Source organism: Syntrophotalea acetylenica (assembly GCF_001888165.1).
GTDB lineage: Bacteria > Desulfobacterota > Desulfuromonadia > Desulfuromonadales > Syntrophotaleaceae > Syntrophotalea > Syntrophotalea acetylenica.
Genome location: NZ_CP015455.1, coordinates 442925 through 467106, shown reverse-complemented (window position 1 = coordinate 467106; position 24182 = coordinate 442925). Strand labels below are relative to the sequence as shown.

Sequence of the window (24182 nt, the reverse complement as noted above, 5' to 3'; positions counted from 1 at the left end):
AGACGGAACCTCCGTCCATAATCCCGGATGGCCTGACGTTTTAAAGAGCGCAAGGGGGAGACCCCGCGCGACCGTCGCTCTTTTCACAAGCCTCGGTGCAGCTTTCCCGTGCCAGGCTGACGCTGCGGACACAAGGCTTCCAGGGTGGCGGTTCGGCCGACTGAACCTCCAGAACCCTGCCCTCTTCGCTATGCCGAACATACAGACTGCGATCCTGACGCCACATGGCCAATGCGGTCGGGTCCACATTATGATAGCGGGCTATCTCTTCGAGGGAAACCGGCGCCATCGTCGTGCGCCGTTTGTCCTTGCCGGCGAAACGCCGATGATTGTACCAGGCCCAGGTGCGCAAAATCAGGGCCATCATCAGCACCACCAGCCCGTAGTTTCGTAATGTTTCAAACAACAGTCGCCCGCCGTCTTTTTCGATCATTTCATGAGTAAACAGCCGGATGCCGATAAACCAGCCGAACAATGCCAGCAAAGGCCGCAGCAGACTCAGAAACAAGCACCAGAAACCGACCGTCAGCAGTCCTTGCGCCACCCGTTGGCCGCGCTTCTGGGCTTCCGGTTTTTCAATAATCAGACCCTTCCCCATTGCTCCCCCTAATAGATGCCACGATCGGTGGCGGCCCAGATGGCGCGCTCGCCATGCTTTTTCAGCAGTGCCTTGGGCAACCCCACGACGATGGTAAACATATTGATCAGCCAAAAGGCCAGAGGATACCAGATCATGACGTAGTAACAACGTCCCAGCCCCCGTTCATAGCGGGAATCAAGCAACATCGCCACTGCGAACTGCAACAGACAGGTGAGGCTTAGCACAACACCGGACCAGGCAGGGATTACGGCCGGGAGCCGCAGTCCGGCAGGGAGAGGCAACCACAACCCCCAGAGCCAGACCAGGCCGACAAACAGCATGCTGTAAGACCAGAAGATACTGGTGAAGTATTCGAAGTACACACCCCACATGCGGCGGGAGCGCCACTTGAACATGTGCCGCAGATAACGCAGCAACACCTCACTGCCGCCCTGAGCCCAGCGCAGGCGCTGTTTCCATAGCCCTTTAAGGGTCTCCGGCATCAGAATCCAGCACAGAGCGTTGGGTTCGAAGCGGATGTCCCAGTGACTCAGCTGCAGTCGCCAGCTGATATCGATATCCTCGGTCATCATGTCAAGGCTCCAGTAACCGACATGATGCAGGGCCGATTTACGAAAAGCGGAAACCACGCCGGACATGGTAAAAACCCTGCCATAGACCCGCTGGGCGCGTTTGATAAGCCCCAGGATAGCGGAAAACTCGCCGACCTGGATCTTGCCCAGCAGGGTCGAGCGGGTGCGTATGCGCGGGTTGCCGGTAACCGCGCCAACCCGGGGACCTTCCAGAAAATGCCGCATCATCCAGAAGATCGCATCGGGGTCCAGCAGAGCGTCGCCGTCGATGCAAACGAGAAACTCTCCCCGGGCCACCAGCGACGCCATGCGCAATCCCATGGCCTTGCCTTGATTGGTCTCGAAATGCAACACCCGTAGTCGCGGATTTTCCCCGGCCAAATCCTCGAGCATGCAGCCGGTGGCGTCGGTGCTGCCGTCATTGATGGCGATAATTTCATAATCGGGATATTTCTGGCGGGACAGATAGCCAATGGTATCGCGCAGATGTGCCGCTTCGTTGTGACACGGAACGATGATTGAAACCAGGGGGTAAGATGGCAAGCGCGGTGGCTGGTCCGGCCGATCCTTGCGGTACTCGCGGCGCAGGTAATAATCGAGTCCGCCGATCATCCACAAACAGGCCATGAACAGGGGATAATAAAATACAAAATCGAGCAACGCCCGCAGAATAAGAAGTATCGTTTCCATGGCTACATCTCAAAAGGATCGGAGTTGATGGAAAAAGCCGGGTGCAAAGATTCCGCAGCGGGATGGTCGCGATGAAAATCATCGGGATAATAGCCGAAATGCACCGCGCCCAGGCTCTGCAAAAGGCGCATGTGCCGCGCCAGAGCCCGGGTCGCAAGGGGTCTTTTCGGATCAGTCCAATCCACACTCTGCAATTCGAAAACGGTCTTTTCCAATCCGTGCGGCTCACGATCTACCGCCGCCACCAGCCCCCTCAGCCATGACTCAGCATCACCGGCCCCTTCAAGGTAGGGCATGGCCATCAACGCCGTTTCATCGTAATGTTGCAGAAACAGCCCGAGGTTCTGACTGAAACGACCCTCCCCGGCGGGGTCGAGCACCGCGCGCGCGTAAAGATTGCGAGCGGTCCTGATTTCGGGACGGTACTGCCGCACCGTATCGGCCAGTTCCCGCGTAAAATCAATGAGATATCCGGTTTTTAGACGACTCCAGTGTCGCATTTCGTCAGCACTGGCCCAGAGAATGCTCGGATCGTCCGTCAGCCCCTGCTGCCGGCGCCACGCCATGGCCGCCGGGTGGGCATCCTCGAAAGCTGACAGCAGGGCGTCATCATGAAACAACAGACCGTCGAAATCGGCATACCGCGCCAAATCCCCGTAAATCCCCCGCACCATGTCTCTGACCTCCGGCACAAAGGGGCTGAGACGCCGGTAATCCCGAGGATCGGGAGCTGACAGCCCTGCTGCCGGCTGCCACCTGCGAACCAGCAGATCCTTGTGCGGGGTCGCGAAAGTAAGTACCGGAAGCCAGGCATATACCTTTACGCCGGCTCGGGTTTTGAGCTGCCAGGCAACCCGGTTGAACAGATCGGCCCGCACTGGCAGCCAGGCATTGGGGAAATACAGGGCATCGGCCAGCCCGTCGCCATCCGGATCGGCAAAGGCTTGCAGATAAACAGTGGTGATCTGCAGCGCCTCGATGCGATCGAGCAAAGCCCCCAGATTGCGTTCGGCCTGGGCCGGGTCGGAATCGTAGACATAATCAAGATCGACCTGCACCACGCGCTGGGGATCCCGGGCCAGAGGGTGGCGGATCCGCCAGGCCAGACTGTGCAGCTCAAGGCTGCCTTCGATCAGCAGACGCTTCACCCCGGTCAAATGATCCGTGTCCCCCGCGCCGTCGCCGAGTCCGAGAGTCACCGTCATCCCCGCCTCCCGGGCAGCCCTGATCGCAGGTAGCGAATATTTGCCGAAAGGCCAGACCATGACCCGTGGACGGGCACCGACAAGTTTCGCGATCAGGTCTGCGTTCTTGTTCAAATCGGCGTGCACCCGCGCAAAATACCCTGCATCGTCTTCGTAACGATTGTTTTCGGAATCGTAAAGTCTGGCGCTAAGCGCCGGCTGACGATTCCCCTGTGGATTGGCCGCTATGCCGCGATGACCGTCGTAGCTGTGGGAAGCGATTTCCACCAGGCCGGATCCGGCGATCTCGCACAATTGCTCCCGGGACAGGAATTTTTCCCGGGGCACGGGCGTGCCACCGTAATCGACGGTTTCCCCCGGTGCCGCATCCAGCCAGCTGCCGACAACAGCCAGCACCGCGGGATATCGGTAGGCCTTGAGCAATGGAAAAACCTGGCTGTAAAAATCGCGGTAGCCGTCATCGAAGGTCAACAGCACAGCCTTTTCCGGCAGGGGACGCTCCCCCTGTCGGGCCTGCAGCAAATCATCGATGCCAACCGGTTGATAACCGTGCTGGCGCAACCAGGTCAGCAGGGCCACGAAACGATCCGTCGACATGCTCAGATCGTCGCCGCGCCCGACATCGGGGCGAACATCGTGGAAACACAGGCTGATGAAGCTGTCACCCCGCACCGGCGCGGCAAGACTCATCAAAAGCAGCAGCACAATTCCCGCGATCCGCATGACTAAAACCTCCAGTTCAGTTCGAGGTGACAGCCCAGCTGATTTTCGCCGTCGCCGTCGTAACTGTGACGGGCCAGGCTGACGCCATAGAGCAGAAAAAACCGGGGGGAATATTCCCAGACATGCTCATAACGCAAAGCTGCCGTCGGGTCGATGCCGAAATCCTGTTGCCAGTAAGCGCCCACACTGACGGCCAAACGGTTGTGAAAAGAAAAACGATAATCGCGGTAAAGGAGCCAATCATTGGCGAGGGTCAGGGTGATGTCGGCATCCCGGCGCGGGTTGAAATATGGGGCATCGTGCTCGCTATTGGCCGAGGTATAAAACTCGAGAAGACCGTCAAGGCGATAGTGCAGCCGCACAATCAGCCCCTGCTCCACACCACCGAGAAGACTGTAGCGGAAATTTCCGTCGCTGAAATCCATGAATCCGGCATGCAGCCAATAGCGCCGCAGTTCATCGCGGCGGTAGTGGGCGCCAAGGCTCGCGGAATCGGCACGGATGCCATGCTTGAGGGCGCGCAGAGGGGTGTCGCGGCTGAACAGTTCGATTTCGGCGGGGAACGACCAAATGTCGTCCGGCATCCATACGGCCGCCAAACGCCCGCCCATCTTTTGACCGCCGGAAACATTCCAGGTCATTTCGGCCGTTCCCTGAACGTGCCGGTGGCGGTATTCGATGCCCGCTCCGAAGCGCTGCAGGGTTTTATGCCCCTCGGGAAACGAGGCCTGATCGAGATAGGTTGCGGCAAACCCCCGGTAGCGCGCATGCACCGGCGCGGAAAACAGGGTCGCGGCCAGAGACAGGTCGTGACTGCCGAAGGTCGATCCGCTGCTCCAGCCGGCGGCAACGGAGACCTGCAGTTCGCGCATGTTATGGGCCTGCCACAACCGTTGCAATCGCTGCACCGCCTTGTGCTCGGGATATTCATCACCCAGGGTTCCGATCAGGCCCCCGGCCTGTTCGAATTCCTGCAGATCAAGCCGGTTTTCGGCATAGCCAATGCGCAGCGGCAGATAGGCCGGGTCAAGCGCCAGGCCCATACGATAGGTTTCTTCGGCGCGCCGCGGCCATCCCCGGGCTCCGTACACACCGCCCGTTTCCCCCAGAATGTCGAGATTGGCGGGAGCCCGACGGTACAGAGGGATCAGCCGGCTTTCTCCTTCTTCCAGGTCACCGGCGAAAATCTGTCCCAACGCGGCAAGCAGCTCCGCCTCCAGTCTTTTGGGACCGGCGGCCTGCTGCGCACGAAGCGCTTCGCCAAGCTTCAGGGCCCGCTCGAAGTCCTCCTGCTCGATATAGGCATAAAACAAGCCCTGGGCGGCTTCGAAATTATCGGGCTGATATTCCAGCGTCCGCCGATAAAGATCCGCGGCCCGGACCGGCTCTTCCAGATACAGGAAAGCGTCGGCAACGGCCTGCAGGGCATAAGGCGGCAGTTCCACACATTCGGCCTGCAATAAACGGTAGTCCTCCACCACACGGGCCATTTCCACCCGATCGCGCAGCGCCACCAAACGATCGATACGGGCCCGTTGGACAAAGGCCTCCCCACCGGGAAGATCTGCCCTGGCCGCCTGCTCATTGGCATTCAGCAAGTTCAGCGCACGGTCGGTTTCGGCAAACCGCTGCCCGGGAAGTTCGCTGCCGTGACGGCCCCATCGGGTAACCAGCGCCGCCTGGTCGGCTCTGAGACGATGTCGCTCCGCTGCATTCAGCAGGCCCGGATGCTGGCTCGCCAGGTCGTCGGCCATAAAGGGTTCACCGATAGCGGCCAGGGCGAGGATCTCAAGTCGCTGGGCCCGCCGCGCCCCGGGTTGCCAGCCCAGAATGCGCTGGTAGCACTGCAGCGCGGTTACATAATCGCCGCGCCCTTCCGCCGCATAGGCTATGGCGTACTGTATCCCGGCATGGCCCGGGTAGATTTGTCCGAGGGATTTGGCCAGGTTGGCGGCTTCCTCGTGTTTCCCGGCATCCACCAGGGTGTAGAGCAGGCCTTCACGCAGGGACAAAGCCGTGCCGAAGCGGCCGATGCCAAGCCGGTAAAGGGATTCGGCCTTATCGAAAAGCTTCTGCTGGCGCAGGGATTTGGCAGCCGCCTCAAGCACATACAGGGGAATTTGTTGCGGGTCCACCTGTTCGAGCAGGGCAAGCGCACGGGCATCTTCCCCCGCCCATGCCAGCACCACAAGGTAATCGTAAAGAAGGGATGGATCGGCTGGATTGTTGCGATGCAGTTCATCAAGCAACGGCAGAGCCGCGGCATGGTCACCCCGCCGCGCGGCTTCTACCGCCTGCCGGTGACGAGGATCCGCCGGGGAAGCCCCTTCGGCTGAAAAAGACAGCAGCCACAGGGCCACCAGAAACAGAGAACCGACCCGGCGGCAGCCAGCAAACAGCCGCCGCATGCATACCACCCTCTGCCGAAAACCTCCGGGCGAGCCGCTGACATCCCCCATGGCAATCCCCCCTGGGTCATCGCTCCGGGAAGCGGACCCCGGCAATTCCGACCCCTGAAAATTAATATAACCACATGAAACTAAAGTTCTGGAATGGTAGCAGAAAAATGTTTCTATTTCATCATCGAAATCAACCACAACGGTCAGGCCGGCTCCAGACCGGCAAATCTGACCAGCAGTTTCTTAAGACCAACCCCGGGAAATTGAACCGTGACTTTCTGTCCGTCACCGGCACCTTCCAGACGACGGACGATGCCGACACCGAATTTAATGTGCCGCACCTTCAGTCCGATGCGCAAACCTTCTTCGGCCTCGGGCACCACATGCACATCGTCGAAAACCTCAACAGCATCGTCCCAGGGGGACGGCTCGATCTGCTCAAAAACCGATGCCAGGTTATGCATGGCCGGCTTTTGCGGGACCGGCGTCTGTTTTTCGCCGCGTAGACGGGAAGGAATTTCACCCAGAAAACGGCTGGGGGATTGTACTGATAGTCGCCATAGATACGACGGCGGCGGGCATGGGTCAGGTAGAGCTTCTGCATGGCGCGGGTCATGCCGACATAGCAGAGGCGGCGCTCCTCTTCAACGTCATCGCGCTCACCGGCAGCCCGGCCATGGGGAAACATCCCCTCCTCCATGCCGGTGATGAAAACCACGGGGAACTCCAGCCCCTTGGCGGCATGCAGGGTCATCAATGTGACCCGGTCAAGGCTGGTGTCATAGGAATCGAGGTCGGTAACCAGCGCAACCTGCTCAAGATATTCCTGCAGCGAGCTTTCCTTGGACAGATGCTCCTCCATGCCGGCCAGCAACTGTTCGAGGTTTTCCAGCCGGCCCCGGGCTTCTTTTTTATCCGCCTCGGTTATGGCGGACTGTGCTTCTTCGCGCAAAGCGGGAAGATAGCCGGATTCTTCCAGCAGTTCCACAGTTAGCTGCGGGAATGGCACGTCTTCCAGACGCCGGGAAAAATGCTCCATGAGATTGACAAAGGCGGTAACCTTGCCGGCCGCGGCCCCCTTGATGTCACCGCGTTGCAGACACATTCGGCAAGCGGCAAGGAAACCTCCGGCCTGTTCTTCGTAAGCGGCAATGCGCCCGATGGTGACGGCACCAATGCCCCGTGCCGGCACATTGACGATCCGCCGGGCGGAAAGAGAGTCGGCGGGATTGGCGAGAGTTCGCAGATAAGCCAGGGCGTCCTTGATCTCCATGCGCGAGTAAAACTTCACCCCGCCAACCATAATGTACGGCAAACCTTCGCGTACCAGGGTTTCCTCCAGAACGCGGGACTGGGCGTTGGTACGGTAAAACACCGCCACGTCACGCAAATGCCGGCCATTGCTGCGCAGGCGGGAAATCTCGCCAGCGACAAAACGGGCTTCTTCGAGGTCGTCAGGCATCGCCTCGATGCTCAGTGGTTCGCCGACCGGATTGTCCGTCCAAAGGGTCTTGCCCTTGCGGCCCGTGTTACAAGCCACCACCTCACCGGCAGCCTCAAGGATCGTGGCCGAGGACCGGTAGTGCTGTTCCAGGCGAATCACACGGGCACCCGGGAAATCACGTTCGAAATTAAGGATGTTGCCAATCTCGGCGCCACGCCACGCATAAATGGACTGGTCATCGTCACCGACCACGCACAGATGGCGGCCGTCGGCGGCTAATTGGCGGACCATTTCATATTGCACCTGGTTGGTATCCTGGAATTCATCGACCAGCAGATGGGCGAATCGGTGGCGGTACGCATCCCGAATCGCGGGATGTTCGCGGAACAGACGTACCGTTTGCAGCAGCAGATCGCCGAAATCAAGGGCGTTGGCCTGCCGCAGGTGTTTCTGGTACAGCGCGTAGACCTGCGCCACCTGCTCGGCACGGTGGTCATGTTCCGGGTATTCTTCCGGCAGCAGCCCGCGATTTTTTGCCTGGTCGATGGCCGTGGCCACCGCGCGGGGCTTGAGTTGCTTGTCGGATATATGCAATTCCGCCAGGCAATCCCGCAGCAGGCGCTGTTGATCCTGATCATCGTAGATGCTGAAGTCGCGTCCATAACCGAGAGCCTCGCCGTCACGACGCAGAATTCGCGCACAGGCAGCATGAAAAGTGCTGATCCACAAGCCGTCGATATTGCCGACCAGACGCTGCAAACGTTCGCGCATTTCAGCTGCGGCCTTGTTGGTAAAAGTCACCGCCAGCACCTGCCAGGGTTCCACCTGCTGCTGCTGAATCAGATAGGCGATGCGGTGGGTCAGGGTACGGGTCTTGCCCGACCCGGCGCCGGCCAGGATCAGCAGCGGGCCTTCATCGTGCAGAACCGCCTGCCGCTGGCATTCATTGAGGGAGGTCAGCAAATCATTCATCATCGTCCTCCTCCATGGAACGCACCATCAAGGCCCTGTTGTAGGCCGACACCATATCCCGCCGGCTGACAATGCCCAGCAGCCTGCGGCCATTTCGCTCATCGACCACCGGCAATTGCTCGATATTGCGATAACCGATCTTGCGCATGGCCTGATCCAGATTATCCTCGGTGTTGACGGTGATAACATCGAGGGTGGCCAGTTCCTTGACCACCACCAGATCGAGCAGATCCCCTTCGAACACCACGCCCATGAAATCCTGGACCGAAAGGATTCCGGTAAGCTCGCCTTTCTGGTTGACCAGGGGGAAATTGGTATGCCGGGTGGTAGCGATGAAATGATTGAATTGCCGCAAGGTCATGTTTTCCGGAATCGATTCGGGGTCCCGGGTCATCACATCGCCGACCCGCAGCGATTTCATGATATTGCGTTCCTTGCCAGCCTCAAGGCTGATGCCGGCGCGGGACAGCTCGACGGTGTCAAGGCTGTCCTGCTTGAGATGTCTGCTGATGGCGGTGCCCACCACGCAGGACAGCATGATGGGAATGATCAGATTGTAGGAACCGGTCATTTCGAACAACAGGAAAATCGCCGTCATCGGCGCATGGGTCGCCGCCGCGAGAAACGCGCCCATGCCGACCAGCGCATAGGGCCCGGGGGCCGACACCGTGCCGGGGAACAAGAACTGCAGCAGTTTCCCGTAAGCCCCGCCGGTAACGGCGCCGATAAACAGCGAAGGCGCAAAAAGACCACCGGGCAGACCAGAACCCAGCGTAAGGGACGTGGCCACGGCCTTGACCACAATCAGACTGCCCAGCAGCAGCAAAGCGCCGTCACCGAGCAATACCTTTTCGATCACCTCGTACCCGTTGCCGAATATCTGGGGGAAAAAGACGCCGACGAGCCCCACCAGGGCGCCGCCGCATATCGGCTTCACAAGACGGTGCATCTTGAGCGCGGCGAAGCGATCAACGATGCGGTAATGGGCGGTAATGAAGCACACGGCAAGGATCCCCACCAGCAAACCGAGAACCAGATAACCGGCCAGTTCCCAGGGATGGGCCAGCATGTACACCGGGGCACGCAGTGCCGGAAGATTCCCCAGCAAGGCGCGGGAAACAACCGTGGCAATACCGCTGGAGATGACCACGGAAGTAAAACTGGTCAGCTCGAAGGATGACAGCAGCACGATTTCATGTGCGAAAAACACTCCCGCGATGGGAGCGTTGAAAGTCGCCGCAATACCGCCGGCAACGCCGCAGGCCACCAGCAGCTTCAGCCGGTCGCCGCTGACCTTGAAAAATTGGCCGACCTGGCTGCCAATGGCGCCGCCGATCTGCGCAATGGGGCCTTCCTGCCCGGCGGAACCGCCCGCCCCCAAGGTAATGGCGCTGGCAAAGCAGCGGGTGAACATGGTGCGAACGGGGATCTTGGCGCCGCGAAGATTGACCCTTTCCAGAAAATGGGCAAAGCCAAAACGCAATTCTTTGGCAAAAAACAGCCCGAAAGGAAGCATCAGCACTCCCGCGCTGACCGGAAACAGCACCGACCACAAGCGCGCCGTGCTCCAGTGTTCAAAGGAAATATTGAAGAACTGCGTTCCCTGCTCTATCACCAGCCAATGAACCAGGTCGATGCTTTTACGAAAAACAAAGTTGCCGATTCCCGACAGGATGCCAACACCCACGGCAAGTATGGCCATGAAAGTCTGCTCACTGACGCCCAGGCTGGTCATTAAACCCGGGATGCGGCCTCGGAGCCAACTGATTATCCTTGAAACAAATGTTATGTTCGTCATGATGCGTCTCGCAATAATGGCAAGAATACCCGGGACAAGCCGGTCCCGCCGCCCTTTCCGAAAAAGCAGCGTCTCGTGCACCGGCACGGAACAGAACATACTAAAATTTCAACCTGGCTAAATCAACCTTCTTGCCTCAAAAAATCACCATTATCGGAGAACGACCGGACGCAAAACGTCAAAAGGCCGCTTTTGCAGCGGCCTTTTGGAGGATTTCTGGAAGATCACGTCAGCTTTTTTGCAATGCCTGTCCGATGCGACGCCCGAACTCCCGACAGGATGCGAGAGACTCCCGCTCCGGAACGAACTGCACACGCAAGGGCTCCTCGATCATCTGCAGACCCATGCCGGCCAGCATTTCATGCACCATTTTGGGCGCCTCGCCGCTCCATCCGTAGGAACCGAAAGCCGCTCCCAGCTTGTTGCAGGGCTTAAGCCCTTTCAGGTAGGTCAACACATCGGCCAGGGTTGGAAAGATCCCGTTGTTGAGGGTTGGCGAACCGACAATCAGGGCTCCAGCATCAAAGGCGGCCGTTACGATGTCGCTGCGGTGCACGCTGCGGGCATGCATCGGCTGGGCTTTCACACCGGCTTCCTGCAGCCCGGCGACAATCTGCCCGGCCATGGTCTCGGTACTGTGCCACATGGTATCATAAATCACCAGAGCCTCCCGCCCGGGCTGCTGTCTGCACCATTCCAGATAGGCGCCGACGATCTTGCCGGGGTCCCGGCGCCAGATGATGCCGTGGTCGGGGCAGATCATCCTGATGGGCAAGCCCGTGCCGATCAGCTTATCCAGCAGCTTCTGGATCAGTGCCGCGAAGGGCCACAGAATATTGGCGAAATATTTTTTCGCATGGGCCATGATGGCATCGCCGATTTCGTCATCAAAGCGCTCCGGCCCGGCATAATGCTGCCCGAAACCGTCGCTGGAAAAGAGAATCTGCTCTTCCTTGAGATAGCTGAACATGCTGTCCGGCCAGTGGATCATGCGGGTTTCCAGAAACTGCAGCGTCCGGTTGCCAAGGCTCAGCTCCTGACCGTCAGATACCTGCTGCAGATTCAGCCAGTCAGGAAAATGCCTGCGCAGATTTTTCAGCCCCATGCTGGAGCAATACACCGGCTTGTCCCTGCCGATTACTTCCATCAGCTCCGGCAGCCCGCCGGAATGATCCATTTCCGTGTGATTGCTTATAACCAGATCAATTTTTGACGGGTCGACGATCTGCGAAATTTTTTGCAGCAGCTGGTCTGTAAATTCCTTCTTGACCGTATCGATCAGAGCGATCTTTTCGTCGACGACAAGATAGGCATTGTAGGTGGAGCCAAGATCCGTCGAGTAACCGTGAAAATCGCGAATATTCCAATCTGTCGCACCGACTTCGTAAACCCCTTCGGCCAATTTGCGAGGTATCATGTGCTGGTCCTTCCCGTAATAAGCCACACCCGTTGCATCGATACTCAAAGACCCCCGAAAGGAGGTCCGAAAATGAGAAATTCAGCACGGCCCGGCCCTCGTTTGCCGACCGGAACCGTGCCAAAAAACCCTCGTCCCGGTATCAGCCTTCCGGGGCGAAATTAGCCTTGGAAGCACCGCAGATCGGGCACACCCAGTCTCCGGGGATATCAGAAAACGCGGTCCCCGCCGCAATGCCGTTTTCCGGGTCGCCTACCGCGGGGTCGTACACATAGCCGCAGATTTCACACACGTACTTTTGCATGGTTTTTCCTCCTCGGTTTGGTGGTGACGTCTGGATACTGGGATGAGCGGTTCTCCCGGACCGGTTGGGAGAACCGACAGACAGCATCAGAAGGTGCAGACCTCGACCTCGAAAAAGGCCTGGGGATGATCACACACGGGACAGATCCTGGACGCGGCCTTGGCATTGAGCAGATGGCCACAGTTGCGGCATTTCCAGAGCTGTTCGTTGTCCCGCTGAAAAACCGTACCGGCCTCAATCGCCTTGACGATGCGCTCATAACGCTCCTGATGCGCTTTTTCGATGCGGGCGATATTTTCGAACATGCGGGCCAGATCATCAAACCCTTCCTCGCGGGCTTCCTTGGCCATGCGCGGATACATTTCGGTCCATTCTTCATTTTCGCCGGCCGCGGCCGCCTTCAGGTTGGCCATGGTATCGCCGATTCCCTGCAGCGCCTTGAAATGCAGTTTAGCATGTTCCTTTTCGTTGTCCGCGGTCTCCTGGAAAATAGCGGAAATCTTCTCGAATCCTTCCTTTTTGGCCACCGAGGCAAAATAGCTGTACTTGTTGCGGGCCATGGACTCGCCAGCAAAAGCTTCCAACAGGTTCTTTTCGGTCTTGGTACCTTTCAATGCGCTCATTGCATCCCTCTTTTCAGTATGAAAGTTTACGATAATACAGGTCATGGGACCTGTCGGCCAAATTACCTAGTATCCATCCCGAAACTCCGGATGGATACAGCGTAGTTTTCATTTGGAGAAACGAGCAATTTTTCGTTGTGGCAAGGAAATCAAGGGGTTGCGCGGAGGCGTACATCGGTACGCCGCACAAGCAAGCCTGCGGATTGACGCCGCCACGGCAGAAAAGGGCCGTTTCCGGATGAAAACTACCTATCAATGTTGTCCCGCTGGCAGTCCTCACAGAACCCGACCAGCGTCACGGCATAATCGACAATCCTGAAACCATCTCCGGTCACCTCCGGAGGCTGCAATATGCCGAAACTTCTATCCTCATAGTCCATCACCCTGCCGCACCCGAGACAAACCAGGTGAGGATGCAGAGAGGTATCGCCATCGAAATGCGCTTTGGAGTCACGGCTGTCGATTTTTCGAACCAGATCAAGCCTTACAAAGGTCTCCAGAACCCGGTAAACAGTGGTTCGGGAAATTCCGGGCAATTGACGGATCAGATCCGCATATAACTGGTCCGCCGTTGGATGATCCCGGCGGGCTGACAGCGCCCGCATTACCCCCAGCCGCTGGGGCGTCAGACTCACTCCCCGCGCCCTGCATGTTGCCATGAGTTCCTGCAATTTCTTTTGTTCCGACATAATGACCTCACTGATGTTTGGTACATTATTGCATCTGTCAATTAATGTCAATAGTAATTATTACCGTTTTGATCTTTTTTTGGCCGTCCCGGAGCAAGCTCAGGGCGATTTCGTTTGGTCCCGAAAACGATAAAACTTGACGCCGGTCAATCCCCGGAAAAGATGTTGGGAGTATGGTTGAATCATCCGTGGATCAACGCAGCGAGCACAACCTGACAATCAGCAACCGGCGAGCCTCCTCCGGGCGGAGCGTAACCTCCGCGCTCTGCCCGCTTTTTTATCTCGCCGATCCATGCATCCGCAAACAAAAGGAGTATGCCATGGAAATCATAACGCTTGAGGCGGCATCGAAAGTACCGGTCCCCTTCGATGCGCGCATCATGCACAACAGCGGTCCCGTCGAAGTCATTCATATTCTGCTGCGGCCCGGCGAAACCGTGCCACTGCACGACAATCCTTTCGACGTTCTGTTTTATGTCCTGGAAGGCCGCGGAGAACTGACGATCGAGGATGAAGTCCAACAGGTTGGCGGCGACAGCCTTATAGACATCCGCACGGGTACCCTGCGCGGATGGAAAAACACCGGCACCGAACCGGTGCGCCTGCTGGTCATCAAAATGACCGGCACCAAATTCTGACCATTTTGTGCAAAACAGCCCGCAAATGCCCGTTCAATGCGGGCTGTTTTGTTTTATCGCAAGACACACCCCATACAACCAGCAGGCGTTCGATTTTTCCAACGACAACAAGAAAAACCCCGATTGATGCCAGAATCTTCGAAAGAGCCAGGTGCGCACATCGGCGCTGCGACCGGCCGCGAATTTTCCTGATGACTTTTGGGAAGAAATTCTATAAAAAGAAGAGTAGTTTGAAGGGTGCCATTCGCAATCGATCGGGGACCGCCGGACAGAGGGATTCTGGCGAATGCCCCCACGACCCGCTCTGGATCTGCCTATATGAAGAAATCTCTACTCTGGATAATTGCATTCTGTTTCTGGACATCGGCCGCCGTGGCCGAGCCCGCCGCGGTTGACTCCGCCAGGGTCTATTCCATTCAACTGTTTGCCTATTCACGGCAGCCTGCTGCGGACGGCGCTGTGGAATCGCTGAAAAGCAAGGGTCTTGACGCTTATGTGACGACCAATCAGCGCGGCCTGTTTGTCGTTAGAACCGGCAGCCATGGCTCGCGCCTGGAAGCCAGACAAGCGGCAGAGCAGCTGCAGAAAAACAAGCTCATCGGCAGCTTCCTGATTGTTTCAGGCCGCGCCCCGGACACTGCGGAGGTTGCTGCCCGGACAAGCGAAATTCCCACAGCCGAGGTCAACAAGACCGTCTCCACAGCGCAAGCACCTGCCGCGGCCGCACAAGAAACCGCGACAGTCCCCCGCGTTGCCACCGATCCGGACACCGGGACGCCCAAATCGACGGCAGACACCGGCACGCAGGCCGTCGCTGATAAAAAGTCCGCAGGATCTCAAATGATTGCCGCGCTGGAAGCCATGGCACATCAACCCATAGCTCCGCAACCGCCCGGATTCCGCGCCGCCCGGATCGCCCTGGATTTTCTGGGCGTAAAGTATCGCTGGGGCGGCATGTCCGTCGAGACCGGCATGGACTGCAGCGGCTTCGTAAAAACCGTTTACGCGCTGTGCGGCATCAACCTGCCACGCACCTCCGCCGAACAGTACCGGCAGGGCGAACCGGTGGCACGCAACGAGTTGAGTCCTGGAGATATGGTCTTTTTCGGCAACAACAAGCGTGTCAACCATGTCGGCATTTACCTTGGCGAAGGCAAATTCATTCATGCGCCGCGTTCACGCAAAACCATCCGGATCTCAAACCTGGAGGAAAGTTCCCTGCGCAAAAAATTTCTAGGTGCACGCCGCCTGCTTTTCAACGACAAGTAACGCGGTCTCGGCCTGCTGTCATGGATCATCCCGTCACTTAACCGGGCCTGCCTGCCTATCCGCACGCGGGCCCGTTGTTTTTCCAAAAATCCTACTGCACCCGCGGCATTGCCTCCCACCAGCGCCTCTGAAAACGATAGAAGGACATGGAACGGCACTGCCGAGCTGATTCTTAACCTCAAGCCAGGACTCACAAGGAGCCATGATTCCCTATAGCGCAATCCTGACCGAAATCGCCATTCCCGTTTTCATCATGCTGGCACTGGAACGCTTTGCCGTCTATTTCTTTCTCCGGACTCCCCGCCAGGTCGCATGGGTGCGACGACACAGATGGCTGCACCCCAATGCCATCAGCCGCGCTCGGTATCCCATGGGTTTCGTATCGGCAATCCTCCTGCATCTGGGTTATCCACAATGGTGCTTTCTGTTTTTTACCTTCTGGATGATCACCGACATTACCGACGGCGACATCGCCCGAAAATGCGATCTGAATACGGAAGAAGGCGCTACCATCGACCCCCTCTCCGATAAACTGATGTACGCTCCCATGCTCGTCTACCTTGCCTGGAGGGGGGCGCTCAATCCGATGCTGGTGTTTGTTTTTCTGGCTTTCGACATCACCGGGCAAGCCTCTCGGCGTTTTATCAAGGTCAAAGCCGCCAACCTCTTCGGCAAGGCCAAAACCTTCATGGTGGTCGTGCTGCTGATCGTTGTCGGCCTGGAATGGATTTACGGCCCCCTTCCAATCCTCGGACGTTCCATTTACCCGTTGATGGCTATCTGTGCGGGATTGGCCTTCTGCTCCACCTTTTTCAAAGTCATTCCCAACTACTGGTACGCCAACATTCTCAGCATTCTCAACCTGGTATGCGGCCTTGCCGGCTGCTGGGTCGTTCTGAGCGGCAAGCCGGCGGTCTATGCCCTTGGGCTGGTGTTCCTCGGCCAGTTTCTGGATCTGTTCGACGGCCGCGCCGCCGAACGCTGGGGGTCCACCCCTCGCGGCGAAATTTTTGACGATGTCGCCGACGGAACCAGCTTTGGCCTGACGGTAGGTCTGATTGTCGTGGTTTCCTTCACCAAGCTCTGGTTAGGCCTGCTGCTCGGCGGTTTTTACCTTTTTGCCGTAATCTACCGACTGATCCGGTTTGTTGTGGAAAAACGCCGTAAAGGCGTAGCCGGAGGCGTTGCGAGCTTCGCCGGTCTGCCGTCCCCGGCAGGCGCCTTGATGGCCGGCACTGCATGCGTGCTGGTTCCCAGCCAGCCCGTGGTCGGCGTTATCGTAGCCATCACCTCGCTGCTGATGATTTCGCGCGTGCCTTACCCCCATTTCGGGCGCGCCATTTTACCCAGAGTTCCCAAAATCGTCAGAGTTCTGGTTCTTGGCGCATTTCTGTTTCTGCTGGCGCTCGGAGTGCGTCGCGACCAGTATCTGATCCCGCTGCTCATCGCCTTTGCAGCCGATACCATATACCTCGTTTCACCGCTGTTTCGCCGTCAATCCGGAAATGCCGACTGAGCCGGGCGTTCTGACCAAAACAAACCGGCAGTTGCAATGACAGTGACTGCGGCGCGTCCCGGTATTTTGACCAGCCATCATGCAAAAAGGGCCCGACCTTTTTTCAAGGCGGGCCCTTTTGCATGTTCTTCGCGCGATTACCGGCAGGCGCAAGACCCGCAATGGCATGCAGCTAAACCTTTTTAACAAATTCCGATTTCAGTTTCATGGCGCCAATGCCGTCAATTTTGCAGTCGATATCATGATCCCCTTCGACCAGACGAATGTTCCGGACCTTGGTGCCTACCTTGACTACCATGGAAGAGCCTTTGACCTTCAGATCCTTGATGACCGTTACCGCATCGCCATCGACAAGGACATTGCCATGGGCATCCCGAACAATTTTTTCCTGAACTTCGTTTACAGCCGCATGCTGCCGCGGCCATTCGTGGTGGCACTCGGGACATACATACAAAGGACCATCTTCGTAGGTATATTCAGAACCGCACACGGGGCATTTGGGAAAATCACTCATTATATCTATCATCCTTGATGCTTAAGCCAAAAGAGCCGGGTTTACCGCGAACCCCCCGGGGGAAATATACAAATGCCGTAAAAGCAGACCAACCCTAGAGCATTTCATTCCAAAAAGCAACCCGACACCACAAACGGCGCAACCTCCGGTTTTGACCTGATGCCTCCGTTTTTGGCAGCTGAACACCGCTGCCTGATCCTCCTAGGTTTTCATGAATCCAACAAATATAAATATAAAGCCCGCGCCGGTTACGGAGCGGGCTTCGTTTCATTCCTCTGGGCAATGGGGCTGCGCCCCTGGTTATCAAAGTTTTTGAACGTTTGCCGCCTGGGGTCCCTTCGGCCCCTTGACAACCTCAAAACTGACCCGGTCCCCTTCCGCCAGGGACTTGAAACCTTCCCCCGTAATTGCAGAAAAATGGACAAACACATCCGGTCCATTGTCCTGCTGAATAAAACCGAAACCTTTGGCGTCATTAAACCATTTCACCGTACCTTCTGCCATTACCGTTTCTCCTTTTTCTCGCTGTCCGAGTCTTCTGGATGGTACAAACCGATGCACAAACAAACCACCAAGGAACATACCCTTGTCATATTTCTAATGGACTTCTGTCATTAGTCAATACTCCGGGCAAGGAAAAAGTGCATGTAAACGCCTGCATGCTATGACAGTATGGCAAACAGCAAAGGTAGAGAGGCGAAAGAGACAACAATACCTATTCCGATCAGCGCTATCGCCAAATCGCTCTCCATGCCGGCGATCACCGCCACGGCGCCGGCCGTAACCATGGGCGGCATGCCGGCCTCAAAAACGGCAACATCCACATGCAATCCGCTTGCCCCAAGCAGGCGGCACACACCGAGAGTCACGAGGGGCGCAATCAGCAACTTGATCAGCAAACCGTAACCAAGCGGCCTCAACAGATGGCGTGGCAACCTCCAGTTCAGCTGCAGGCCAATAGCGGTCATAACCAGTGGCGTAAGACTCTGGGATACGCCCTGCAATGCCGCCTGCAATGCGTCGGGATAAGGCCAGGGGCGCAGCGCAAGCCCAGCCATCACGGCCAGAGTCGGCGGAAAAGTTAAAGTCCGGCGGGCAATGGACCCGATCCGCAACGTTCCGTCACGACCGTACAAGGCAAGAATCAGGGATCCATACAGGGCAAAGATCAGCATGGTTCCGATCTGATCGTAAACAATCAGATAAGGAATACCCTGCTGCCCGAAAAAGGCATTAACCATCGGGACCCCCATAAAGGAGGTATTTCCGAGAGGCACCAGCAGCAGAAGAACGCCGGTCTGGGCACGACTCCAGTGAAACTTTGCAGCCGCCGCCAGGACAAATGCCGCCGACAAAATCAGCAATCCCCAGGGAACCGCCGCTACCAGCAGCGCTTCTCGCCCGATCTGCAACTGCGGAATTTTCAGCAAAACCAGCGCTGGCAGGGAAACATACAGCGCAAACATGTTCAGCACCTGGGCCGAATCCTTTGGAAAGGCCTTTAGCCTTCGAAACAAAAGGCCCAGCCCGACAAAAACAACAATAAGAACGAAATTCGACATAACGATCCACACCTCGAAACAGCGCTTTGCATGAGGCGTGTATTCTAGGCTGTTTGACCGGCGTATACAAGCCCTGCCAGCCCTGCGCAAGCGCGAACAGATTTCTTCAGCATCTGAAAACAACAAGCAGCGGGGCCAAGCGTCACCCCAAACCATTGGCGTGCCGCTGAAAACCGCGGATAAATACAGCATAGATTTCATATGGGAAACGCGCTGTTTCCAGATGCAGACCCACTGGTTAATGTTTTTTGCAGTCAAGGGTTGACAACCCTTACGCAATTGTGTATCTTCGCACCTCAACGACGCGGGGTGGAGCAGCTCGGTAGCTCGTCGGGCTCATAACCCGAAGGTCGCAGGTTCAAATCCTGCCCCCGCTACCAAATACGACAAAGGGACCGGCAGAAATGCAGGTCCCTTTTTGTTTATCAGTCTGCCGTGGAAACCGGTCAGAAGCCATCCGCCGGACCGTCGTTCAGGTCCTTGACCATGTATGTCCCTTCGGAAGTACCGTCACTGCGCCATAATTCCCGTCCGTGCCGGCTGTCGGTGGCACGAAACAGTAGCAGTCCGTTGATCCGGGAGAAGTTGGAAGGCCAGGAGTTGTCCCGGCCGGGCTGTATATCATAAACCAGCATGGTCCCCTCCCGAGTACCGTCGGTACGCCAGAGTTCCCGGCCATGCACACCATCATCGGCTTCAAACAACAGACTGCCGTTCACTTGAGTAAAATACCGGGGGTTCGAACCGGTCGGACCCGGAAAAATATCCACAACCATGTCAGTGCCTTCCACGGATCCGTTTGAACACCACAATTCCCGCCCATGAGTCCCGTTATCGGCCCCGAAACAGACCTTATCGTCCAGGACAGCAATCCCGGCCGGAAACGAGCCGGGTGTGCCCTCATTGATATCCATAATCATCCGGGTACCGGCGGCGGTACCATCGGTACTCCATAGTTCGAAGCCATGAAGCCCGTCATTGGCCCCGAAAAAAAGCCGGTTTTGAACCTCGCGAAACTGGTAAGGACGTCCGGACGGCTTTCCGGGATTGATATCGCGCACCAGTACTGTACCGCCGGAACTGCCGTCGGAACGCCACAACTCCAACCCCCAGGCGGTACTTTCCACGCGCAGGCAGTGCGACAGCAGCGCCGGGCGCGTGGCCGCACTGGCCCCTGTGCAGGCAAAACATCCCAGACCTGCGGCCAAAACTAAAACAGTTACGTACAAAAAATAACGACACATGAATGAGAGATTCCCTATTTAATTAGTTTTACATAAATTTATTTAAACACTGATATAATAGTAAATATATTCTTATTTTGCCAGTTTTTTTTGCTGAGGCGAGCACCTGCCGTATACCAGACAAATTTTCTGGAAAAATCCATCGACGTTTTATATGATTGCAGAGCTTCGCAAGGACCCGACTCTGGGGCTTTAGCTGCGAAAGCCGAGCCGAAAAACCCTTTCGCCATCAACTCTCACCCGACCCCGGGACTGCTCTTCCGGACAGCCGACACACGTCCTGCCCACCCGCCGGTCAGCCCGTTACGTGAACGCAAAGGAGCGACAATGAAAATTCTGGTTGCGGAAAAAGTTGCCAAAGAGGGCCTGCTGATCCTGGAGAAGGACCCCCTTGTCGAACTGGATGTCAAAACCGATCTGAGCCGGGAAGAATTGCTCCGGATCATCGACAGTTACGAGGGGTTGGTGATTCGCAGCGCAACCAAGGCCGATCGTGAACTGCTTGAAGCCGGCAAAAACCTCAAGGTCGTCGCGAGAGCGGGCGTGGGACTTGACAACGTCGACCTGAAAGCCGCCAGTGAAAGAGGCATCATTGTCTGCAACGCACCTTTCGGAAACATCAACAGCGTCGTCGAGCACGCCATGGCCCTGATTCTGGCCACCTGCCGGAAACTGGTGAAGGCCGACACAAGCATCAAGGGCGGCGCCTGGAATCGCTCCATCAAGGCGATGGAACTCAAAGGCAAGGTCGCCGGGGTTATTGGCCTGAACAAAATCGGCGGGGGTGTCGTCACCCGACTGAAAGCCTTCGACTGCGAAGTCATCGGCTGCGATCCCTACATTTCTGAAAAACGGGTCCAGGATCTGGGAATCCGGCTGGTGTCCCTCGAAGAGTTGATCCGATCCTCCGATGTCATCACCGTGCACGTGCCTCTCAACGACGAGACCCGCAACCTTATCGCCGCTCCCCAACTGCAGCAGATGAAGGACGGGGTGATCCTGGTCAACACCGCACGCGGCGGCATCATCAATGAGCAGGACCTGCTGGCCGCCCTGGAAAGCGGCAAGGTCGGCGCGGCCTGTGTCGATGTATGGAGCGAGGAGCCTCCGCAAAGTGAACACCTCAAAAAACTGGTTGCCCACGAGCGCATGCTCGCCATCCCGCACCTGGGCGCGTCCAGCGCTGAAGCCCAGATCAATGTCTCCATTGACGTGGCCCGGGACATCGTACGCTTCGCCAATGAACAGCCCATGGAATACGCCGCAAACATTCCGCGCTTCGACAGTTCATTGATGGGGCAGATGCGGCCCTTTCTGCGACTGGTCAACATCATGGCCGATTTCGTTTCGCAACTGGCCGATTCCAATCTCAACAAGGTCACTTTTACCTACCAGGGGAGCGTGGCCGAATACGATTGCTCGCCGATAACCGTTTGCGGCATGGCGGCGCTGCTGAACAACAAGGTCGAGCAGGACGTCAACATGGTCAATGCGGCGCTTATCGCGGAAAACATGGGTATCGCCGTCGAGGAAGTCAAAAACCCCGCCCCCGCAGCCTTCGCCAACACCGTAACCATCGACATCGAAGGCCCCGGCATGCGCCGCACCATCGTCGGCACCCACTTCGAAGGGCAACCGCGTGTCGTGCGTCTGCGCGACTACCAGGTCGATTTTGCTCCTGAAGAACACATGCTGGTCATTACCTACCAGGACCGGCCGGGCATGATCGGTAAAATTGGACAGGTTCTGGGGGAACACGATATCAATATCGCCGCCATGAATCTCGGACGCCAGCAAAAGCGGGGCGAGGCCATGGTTATCCTGTCTCTGGACTCGCCGGTTCCGTCCAACGTGGTAGACGAAATCGGATCGGTCATCGTGGCAAGCTTCATCAAATATCTGCACGTGCTCAAAGCACGACCGGAACAATGATGGCATGTGGAAGGGGCGGCCTTTGGCCGCCCCTTCCACATGCTCACAATGCCTTCCCCAACACACGGTTTGAGATATGATTGTCGGAATACCCAGAGAGATCAAAGTCAGGGAATACCGGGTCGCCATGACGCCGGCAGGAGTCCGCGCCCTGACCGAATCGGGACATGATATTGTCGTGGAATGCGGCGTCGGCAGCGGCAGCGGCCTGGAGGACCGGGAATACCTTGAAGCCGGTGCCCGCACGGTGGAAGGTGCTGCCGAAGTCTATGCACAGGCCGACCTGATCGTAAAAGTCAAGGAGCCGCTGCCGGCTGAATACGGGCTGTTGCGCAGCGGCCAGTGCCTGTTTACCTATCTGCACCTGGCGACCAATACAGCTCTGACCTCCGTGCTGCTGCAAAACCGGATAACCGCCCTGGCTTATGAAACGGTGCAACTGCACGATGGCAGTCTGCCCCTGCTGCAGCCCATGAGTGAAGTTGCCGGACGCATGGCGGTACAGATCGGCGCCCATTTTCTGCAAAAAGAACAGGGGGGCAAAGGCGTGCTTCTTGCCGGCGCACCCGGTGTGCGCCCGGGACGCGTCGTGGTGCTGGGGGCCGGTACCGGCGGCAGCAACGCCGTGCGCATCGCGGTCGGCATGGGCGCCGACGTCACGGTTCTCGATATCGAGCCTTCGCGACTGGCCCTGCTCGACGAGCACTACGGCAACCGCATCCACACTCTGATTTCCAATTCCCAGAACATCGAGGACGAGGTACGACATGCCGACCTGGTGGTCGGCGCGGTGCTGATTCCGGGGGCCAGGGCACCCCACCTGGTAACGGAGGATTTGGTAAAGCAAATGGAACCGGGCAGCGTGATCGTCGATCTGGCGGTCGATCAGGGAGGCTGTGTCGAGACCGTCCGCCCCACCACCCACGACGAACCGGTGCGAACAGTGCACGGGGTTTTGCATTACGGCGTGCCCAACATCCCGGGAGCGGTCAGCCGCACCAGCACTTTCGCCCTGACCAACAGCACCCTGGCCTACATCCGCAAAATCGCCGACCTGGGAGTGTCAAACGCCCTGGCTTGCGATGCCGCCCTTGCCAAAGGACTCAACACCCGTGACGGCCAGATACACAACAGGAAGGTGGCCAGCGCTTTGGGGCTGGCTTTTTCACCCGTCACATGTGCAGATAGTGATCAAGGATAAATCGTGAGATGCTGCGCCGCGGCGGCAGTTTCGGGAGTGCCTTAACGGAAAACCAGCGGGCATCGGCCAGTTCGCTGTAATCGACAACCAGTTCGCCGCTTTCATAATCCGCAACGAATCCGGCCATCATCTGGCTGGGGAAAGGCCAGCACTGACTGCCGACATAACGCAGATTTTTGACCCGCACCCCGGTTTCTTCAGTAATCTCCCGAACCGCCGCCTCCTCCAGACATTCACCGAAATTGACGAAACCCGCCACCAGACTGTAATGCCCGTCAGGCCACTCGGCTTTGCGTGTCAGCAGCACTTCTCCAGGTCGGCGCACCAGCGTAATGGCGCAGGGGTGAATGTGAGGAAAATGCAGGGCGCCACAACCGCAGCAGCGTTTGCCCCACTCGCCCGGCAACCGTAGCATGGAATTGCCGCACCGGCTGCAGACCCGGCTGTTCGACTCCCAGTGCCGGATCTGGTGCGCCAGCCCCCGAGGGATAACAGATCGACGGGAATACAAGCTCCCCAATCCCGTAACTGGCAAGCCTCCAGACCATCGGGCAAAAGCTCTTGTTCCGGCCACGGCAACATCCGGCATGGCACCCCATCCCAGGTTCCGAAAAACAGGGGGACATCCTGCACCGGCCAGTCAGGCGCAAAGACGCCACGGGGAAGACACGGCCCAGCGGCCGCTTTTTGCAACAGCAGTTCGCTGCCGCGCAATATGATCCAGTACCCGTCGCCACCCGGATCACGATCCGGCGTCGCTTGTTGAAAATGCTCCTGCAAGCAATGGTTGTTAAACGGCAGGTGCAAGGGGGAGGAAAAAAAAGTGCTCAATCGGTCCACATCCGCACTCCGATAAAAAGAACCTGCGT

Annotated in this window: 21 protein-coding genes, 1 tRNA gene and 1 pseudogene; 6 read left to right on the top strand and 17 right to left on the bottom strand. The window is 57.5% G+C overall.

The genetic code is table 11. The features are described 5' to 3' along the window. Positions 1-40: 40 nt before the first annotated feature. From pgaD to A6070_RS02090, 11 genes are all read right to left on the bottom strand, one after another. Positions 41-598, bottom strand: coding sequence for a poly-beta-1,6-N-acetyl-D-glucosamine biosynthesis protein PgaD (pgaD, locus tag A6070_RS02135; protein ID WP_072286843.1), 558 nt, complete (start codon positions 596-598; stop codon positions 41-43). Positions 599-606: 8 nt separating this feature from the next. Further along, entirely contained in the window at positions 607-1863 is a 1257-nt protein-coding gene (gene pgaC / locus A6070_RS02130; RefSeq protein WP_072501934.1) for a poly-beta-1,6-N-acetyl-D-glucosamine synthase, read from the bottom strand. 2 nt (positions 1864-1865) lie between these two features. Then, complete coding sequence (gene pgaB / locus A6070_RS02125) at positions 1866-3791, bottom strand: poly-beta-1,6-N-acetyl-D-glucosamine N-deacetylase PgaB (RefSeq protein ID WP_072286842.1); 1926 nt, start codon at positions 3789-3791, stop codon at positions 1866-1868. Between the two features lie 2 nt (positions 3792-3793). Further along, positions 3794-6250 (bottom strand): poly-beta-1,6 N-acetyl-D-glucosamine export porin PgaA, encoded by a 2457-nt coding sequence (pgaA, locus tag A6070_RS02120; RefSeq protein WP_072286841.1) that lies wholly within the window; start codon positions 6248-6250, stop codon positions 3794-3796. A 143-nt stretch (positions 6251-6393) separates the two neighbouring features. Then, positions 6394-6549, bottom strand: a complete 156-nt coding sequence (locus tag A6070_RS16415) for a hypothetical protein (protein WP_330220595.1) — start codon at positions 6547-6549, stop codon at positions 6394-6396. Continuing rightward, the gene (locus A6070_RS02115) at positions 6534-8609 is read right to left on the bottom strand and encodes an ATP-dependent helicase (protein ID WP_330220594.1); all 2076 of its coding nucleotides are present in this window, start codon (positions 8607-8609) and stop codon (positions 6534-6536) included. Before A6070_RS02115 ends, A6070_RS16415 begins: the two co-directional genes overlap by 16 nt. Further along, positions 8599-10308, bottom strand: coding sequence for a chloride channel protein (locus tag A6070_RS02110; protein WP_236718900.1), 1710 nt, complete (start codon positions 10306-10308; stop codon positions 8599-8601). Before A6070_RS02110 ends, A6070_RS02115 begins: the two co-directional genes overlap by 11 nt. A gap of 325 nt (positions 10309-10633) precedes the next feature. Continuing rightward, positions 10634-11821: an FprA family A-type flavoprotein gene (locus A6070_RS02105; RefSeq protein WP_072286839.1), complete on the bottom strand. Its 1188-nt coding sequence runs from the start codon at positions 11819-11821 to the stop codon at positions 10634-10636. A 142-nt stretch (positions 11822-11963) separates the two neighbouring features. Then, on the bottom strand, positions 11964-12125 hold the full coding sequence (gene rd / locus A6070_RS02100) for a rubredoxin (RefSeq protein WP_072286838.1): 162 nt from the start codon (positions 12123-12125) through the stop codon (positions 11964-11966). Positions 12126-12211: 86 nt separating this feature from the next. Then, positions 12212-12748 carry a rubrerythrin gene (gene rbr / locus A6070_RS02095; protein WP_072286837.1) on the bottom strand — a complete coding sequence of 179 codons (537 nt, stop codon included), beginning with the start codon at positions 12746-12748 and terminating at the stop codon, positions 12212-12214. 245 nt (positions 12749-12993) lie between these two features. After that, entirely contained in the window at positions 12994-13437 is a 444-nt protein-coding gene (locus tag A6070_RS02090) for a Fur family transcriptional regulator (protein ID WP_083558641.1), read from the bottom strand. Between the two features lie 320 nt (positions 13438-13757). Between A6070_RS02090 and A6070_RS02085 the strand changes: the two genes are divergently transcribed. The 3 genes from A6070_RS02085 (at position 13758) to A6070_RS02075 (ending at position 16860) form a co-directional block, all read left to right on the top strand. Further along, on the top strand, positions 13758-14075 hold the full coding sequence (locus tag A6070_RS02085) for a cupin domain-containing protein (RefSeq protein ID WP_072288097.1): 318 nt from the start codon (positions 13758-13760) through the stop codon (positions 14073-14075). A 318-nt stretch (positions 14076-14393) separates the two neighbouring features. Next, positions 14394-15344: an NlpC/P60 family protein gene (locus A6070_RS02080; RefSeq protein WP_072286836.1), complete on the top strand. Its 951-nt coding sequence runs from the start codon at positions 14394-14396 to the stop codon at positions 15342-15344. Between the two features lie 202 nt (positions 15345-15546). Continuing rightward, on the top strand, positions 15547-16860 hold the full coding sequence (locus A6070_RS02075) for a CDP-alcohol phosphatidyltransferase family protein (RefSeq protein ID WP_072286835.1): 1314 nt from the start codon (positions 15547-15549) through the stop codon (positions 16858-16860). Between the two features lie 172 nt (positions 16861-17032). Here the strand turns inward: A6070_RS02075 and A6070_RS02070 are convergent, their stop codons facing one another. From A6070_RS02070 to A6070_RS02060, 3 genes are all read right to left on the bottom strand, one after another. Then, entirely contained in the window at positions 17033-17374 is a 342-nt protein-coding gene (locus tag A6070_RS02070) for a zinc ribbon domain-containing protein YjdM (protein WP_072286834.1), read from the bottom strand. A 303-nt stretch (positions 17375-17677) separates the two neighbouring features. Continuing rightward, the gene (locus A6070_RS02065) at positions 17678-17878 is read right to left on the bottom strand and encodes a cold-shock protein (RefSeq protein WP_072286833.1); all 201 of its coding nucleotides are present in this window, start codon (positions 17876-17878) and stop codon (positions 17678-17680) included. A gap of 158 nt (positions 17879-18036) precedes the next feature. Continuing rightward, positions 18037-18936, bottom strand: a complete 900-nt coding sequence (locus A6070_RS02060) for an AEC family transporter (RefSeq protein ID WP_072286832.1) — start codon at positions 18934-18936, stop codon at positions 18037-18039. A 303-nt stretch (positions 18937-19239) separates the two neighbouring features. On the opposite strand from A6070_RS02060, the gene A6070_RS02055 reads away from it, so the two are divergent. Continuing rightward, positions 19240-19316 (top strand) — tRNA-Met (locus A6070_RS02055). Between the two features lie 66 nt (positions 19317-19382). Here A6070_RS02055 and A6070_RS02050 read toward each other — a convergent pair. Further along, the gene (locus A6070_RS02050; protein ID WP_072286831.1) at positions 19383-20180 is read right to left on the bottom strand and encodes an ELWxxDGT repeat protein; all 798 of its coding nucleotides are present in this window, start codon (positions 20178-20180) and stop codon (positions 19383-19385) included. A 327-nt stretch (positions 20181-20507) separates the two neighbouring features. On the opposite strand from A6070_RS02050, the gene serA reads away from it, so the two are divergent. After that, a complete protein-coding gene (gene serA, locus A6070_RS02045) occupies positions 20508-22112 on the top strand; it encodes a phosphoglycerate dehydrogenase (protein WP_072286830.1) in 1605 nt (534 codons plus the stop codon). Between the two features lie 76 nt (positions 22113-22188). Continuing rightward, positions 22189-23313 (top strand): alanine dehydrogenase, encoded by a 1125-nt coding sequence (gene ald / locus A6070_RS02040; RefSeq protein WP_072286829.1) that lies wholly within the window; start codon positions 22189-22191, stop codon positions 23311-23313. On the opposite strand, the gene nudC is transcribed toward ald, so the two are convergent. Together nudC and A6070_RS16655 are read right to left on the bottom strand one after the other, a co-directional pair. After that, entirely contained in the window at positions 23285-23902 is a 618-nt protein-coding gene (gene nudC, locus A6070_RS02035; protein WP_083568941.1) for an NAD(+) diphosphatase, read from the bottom strand. The two genes, ald and nudC, sit on opposite strands and share 29 nt — an antisense overlap. After that, positions 23851-24153, bottom strand: a pseudogene (locus A6070_RS16655) (NUDIX-like domain-containing protein); the annotation flags it as partial. The pseudogene A6070_RS16655 and the gene nudC, both read right to left, overlap by 52 nt. Between the last annotated feature and the right edge of the window lie 29 nt (positions 24154-24182).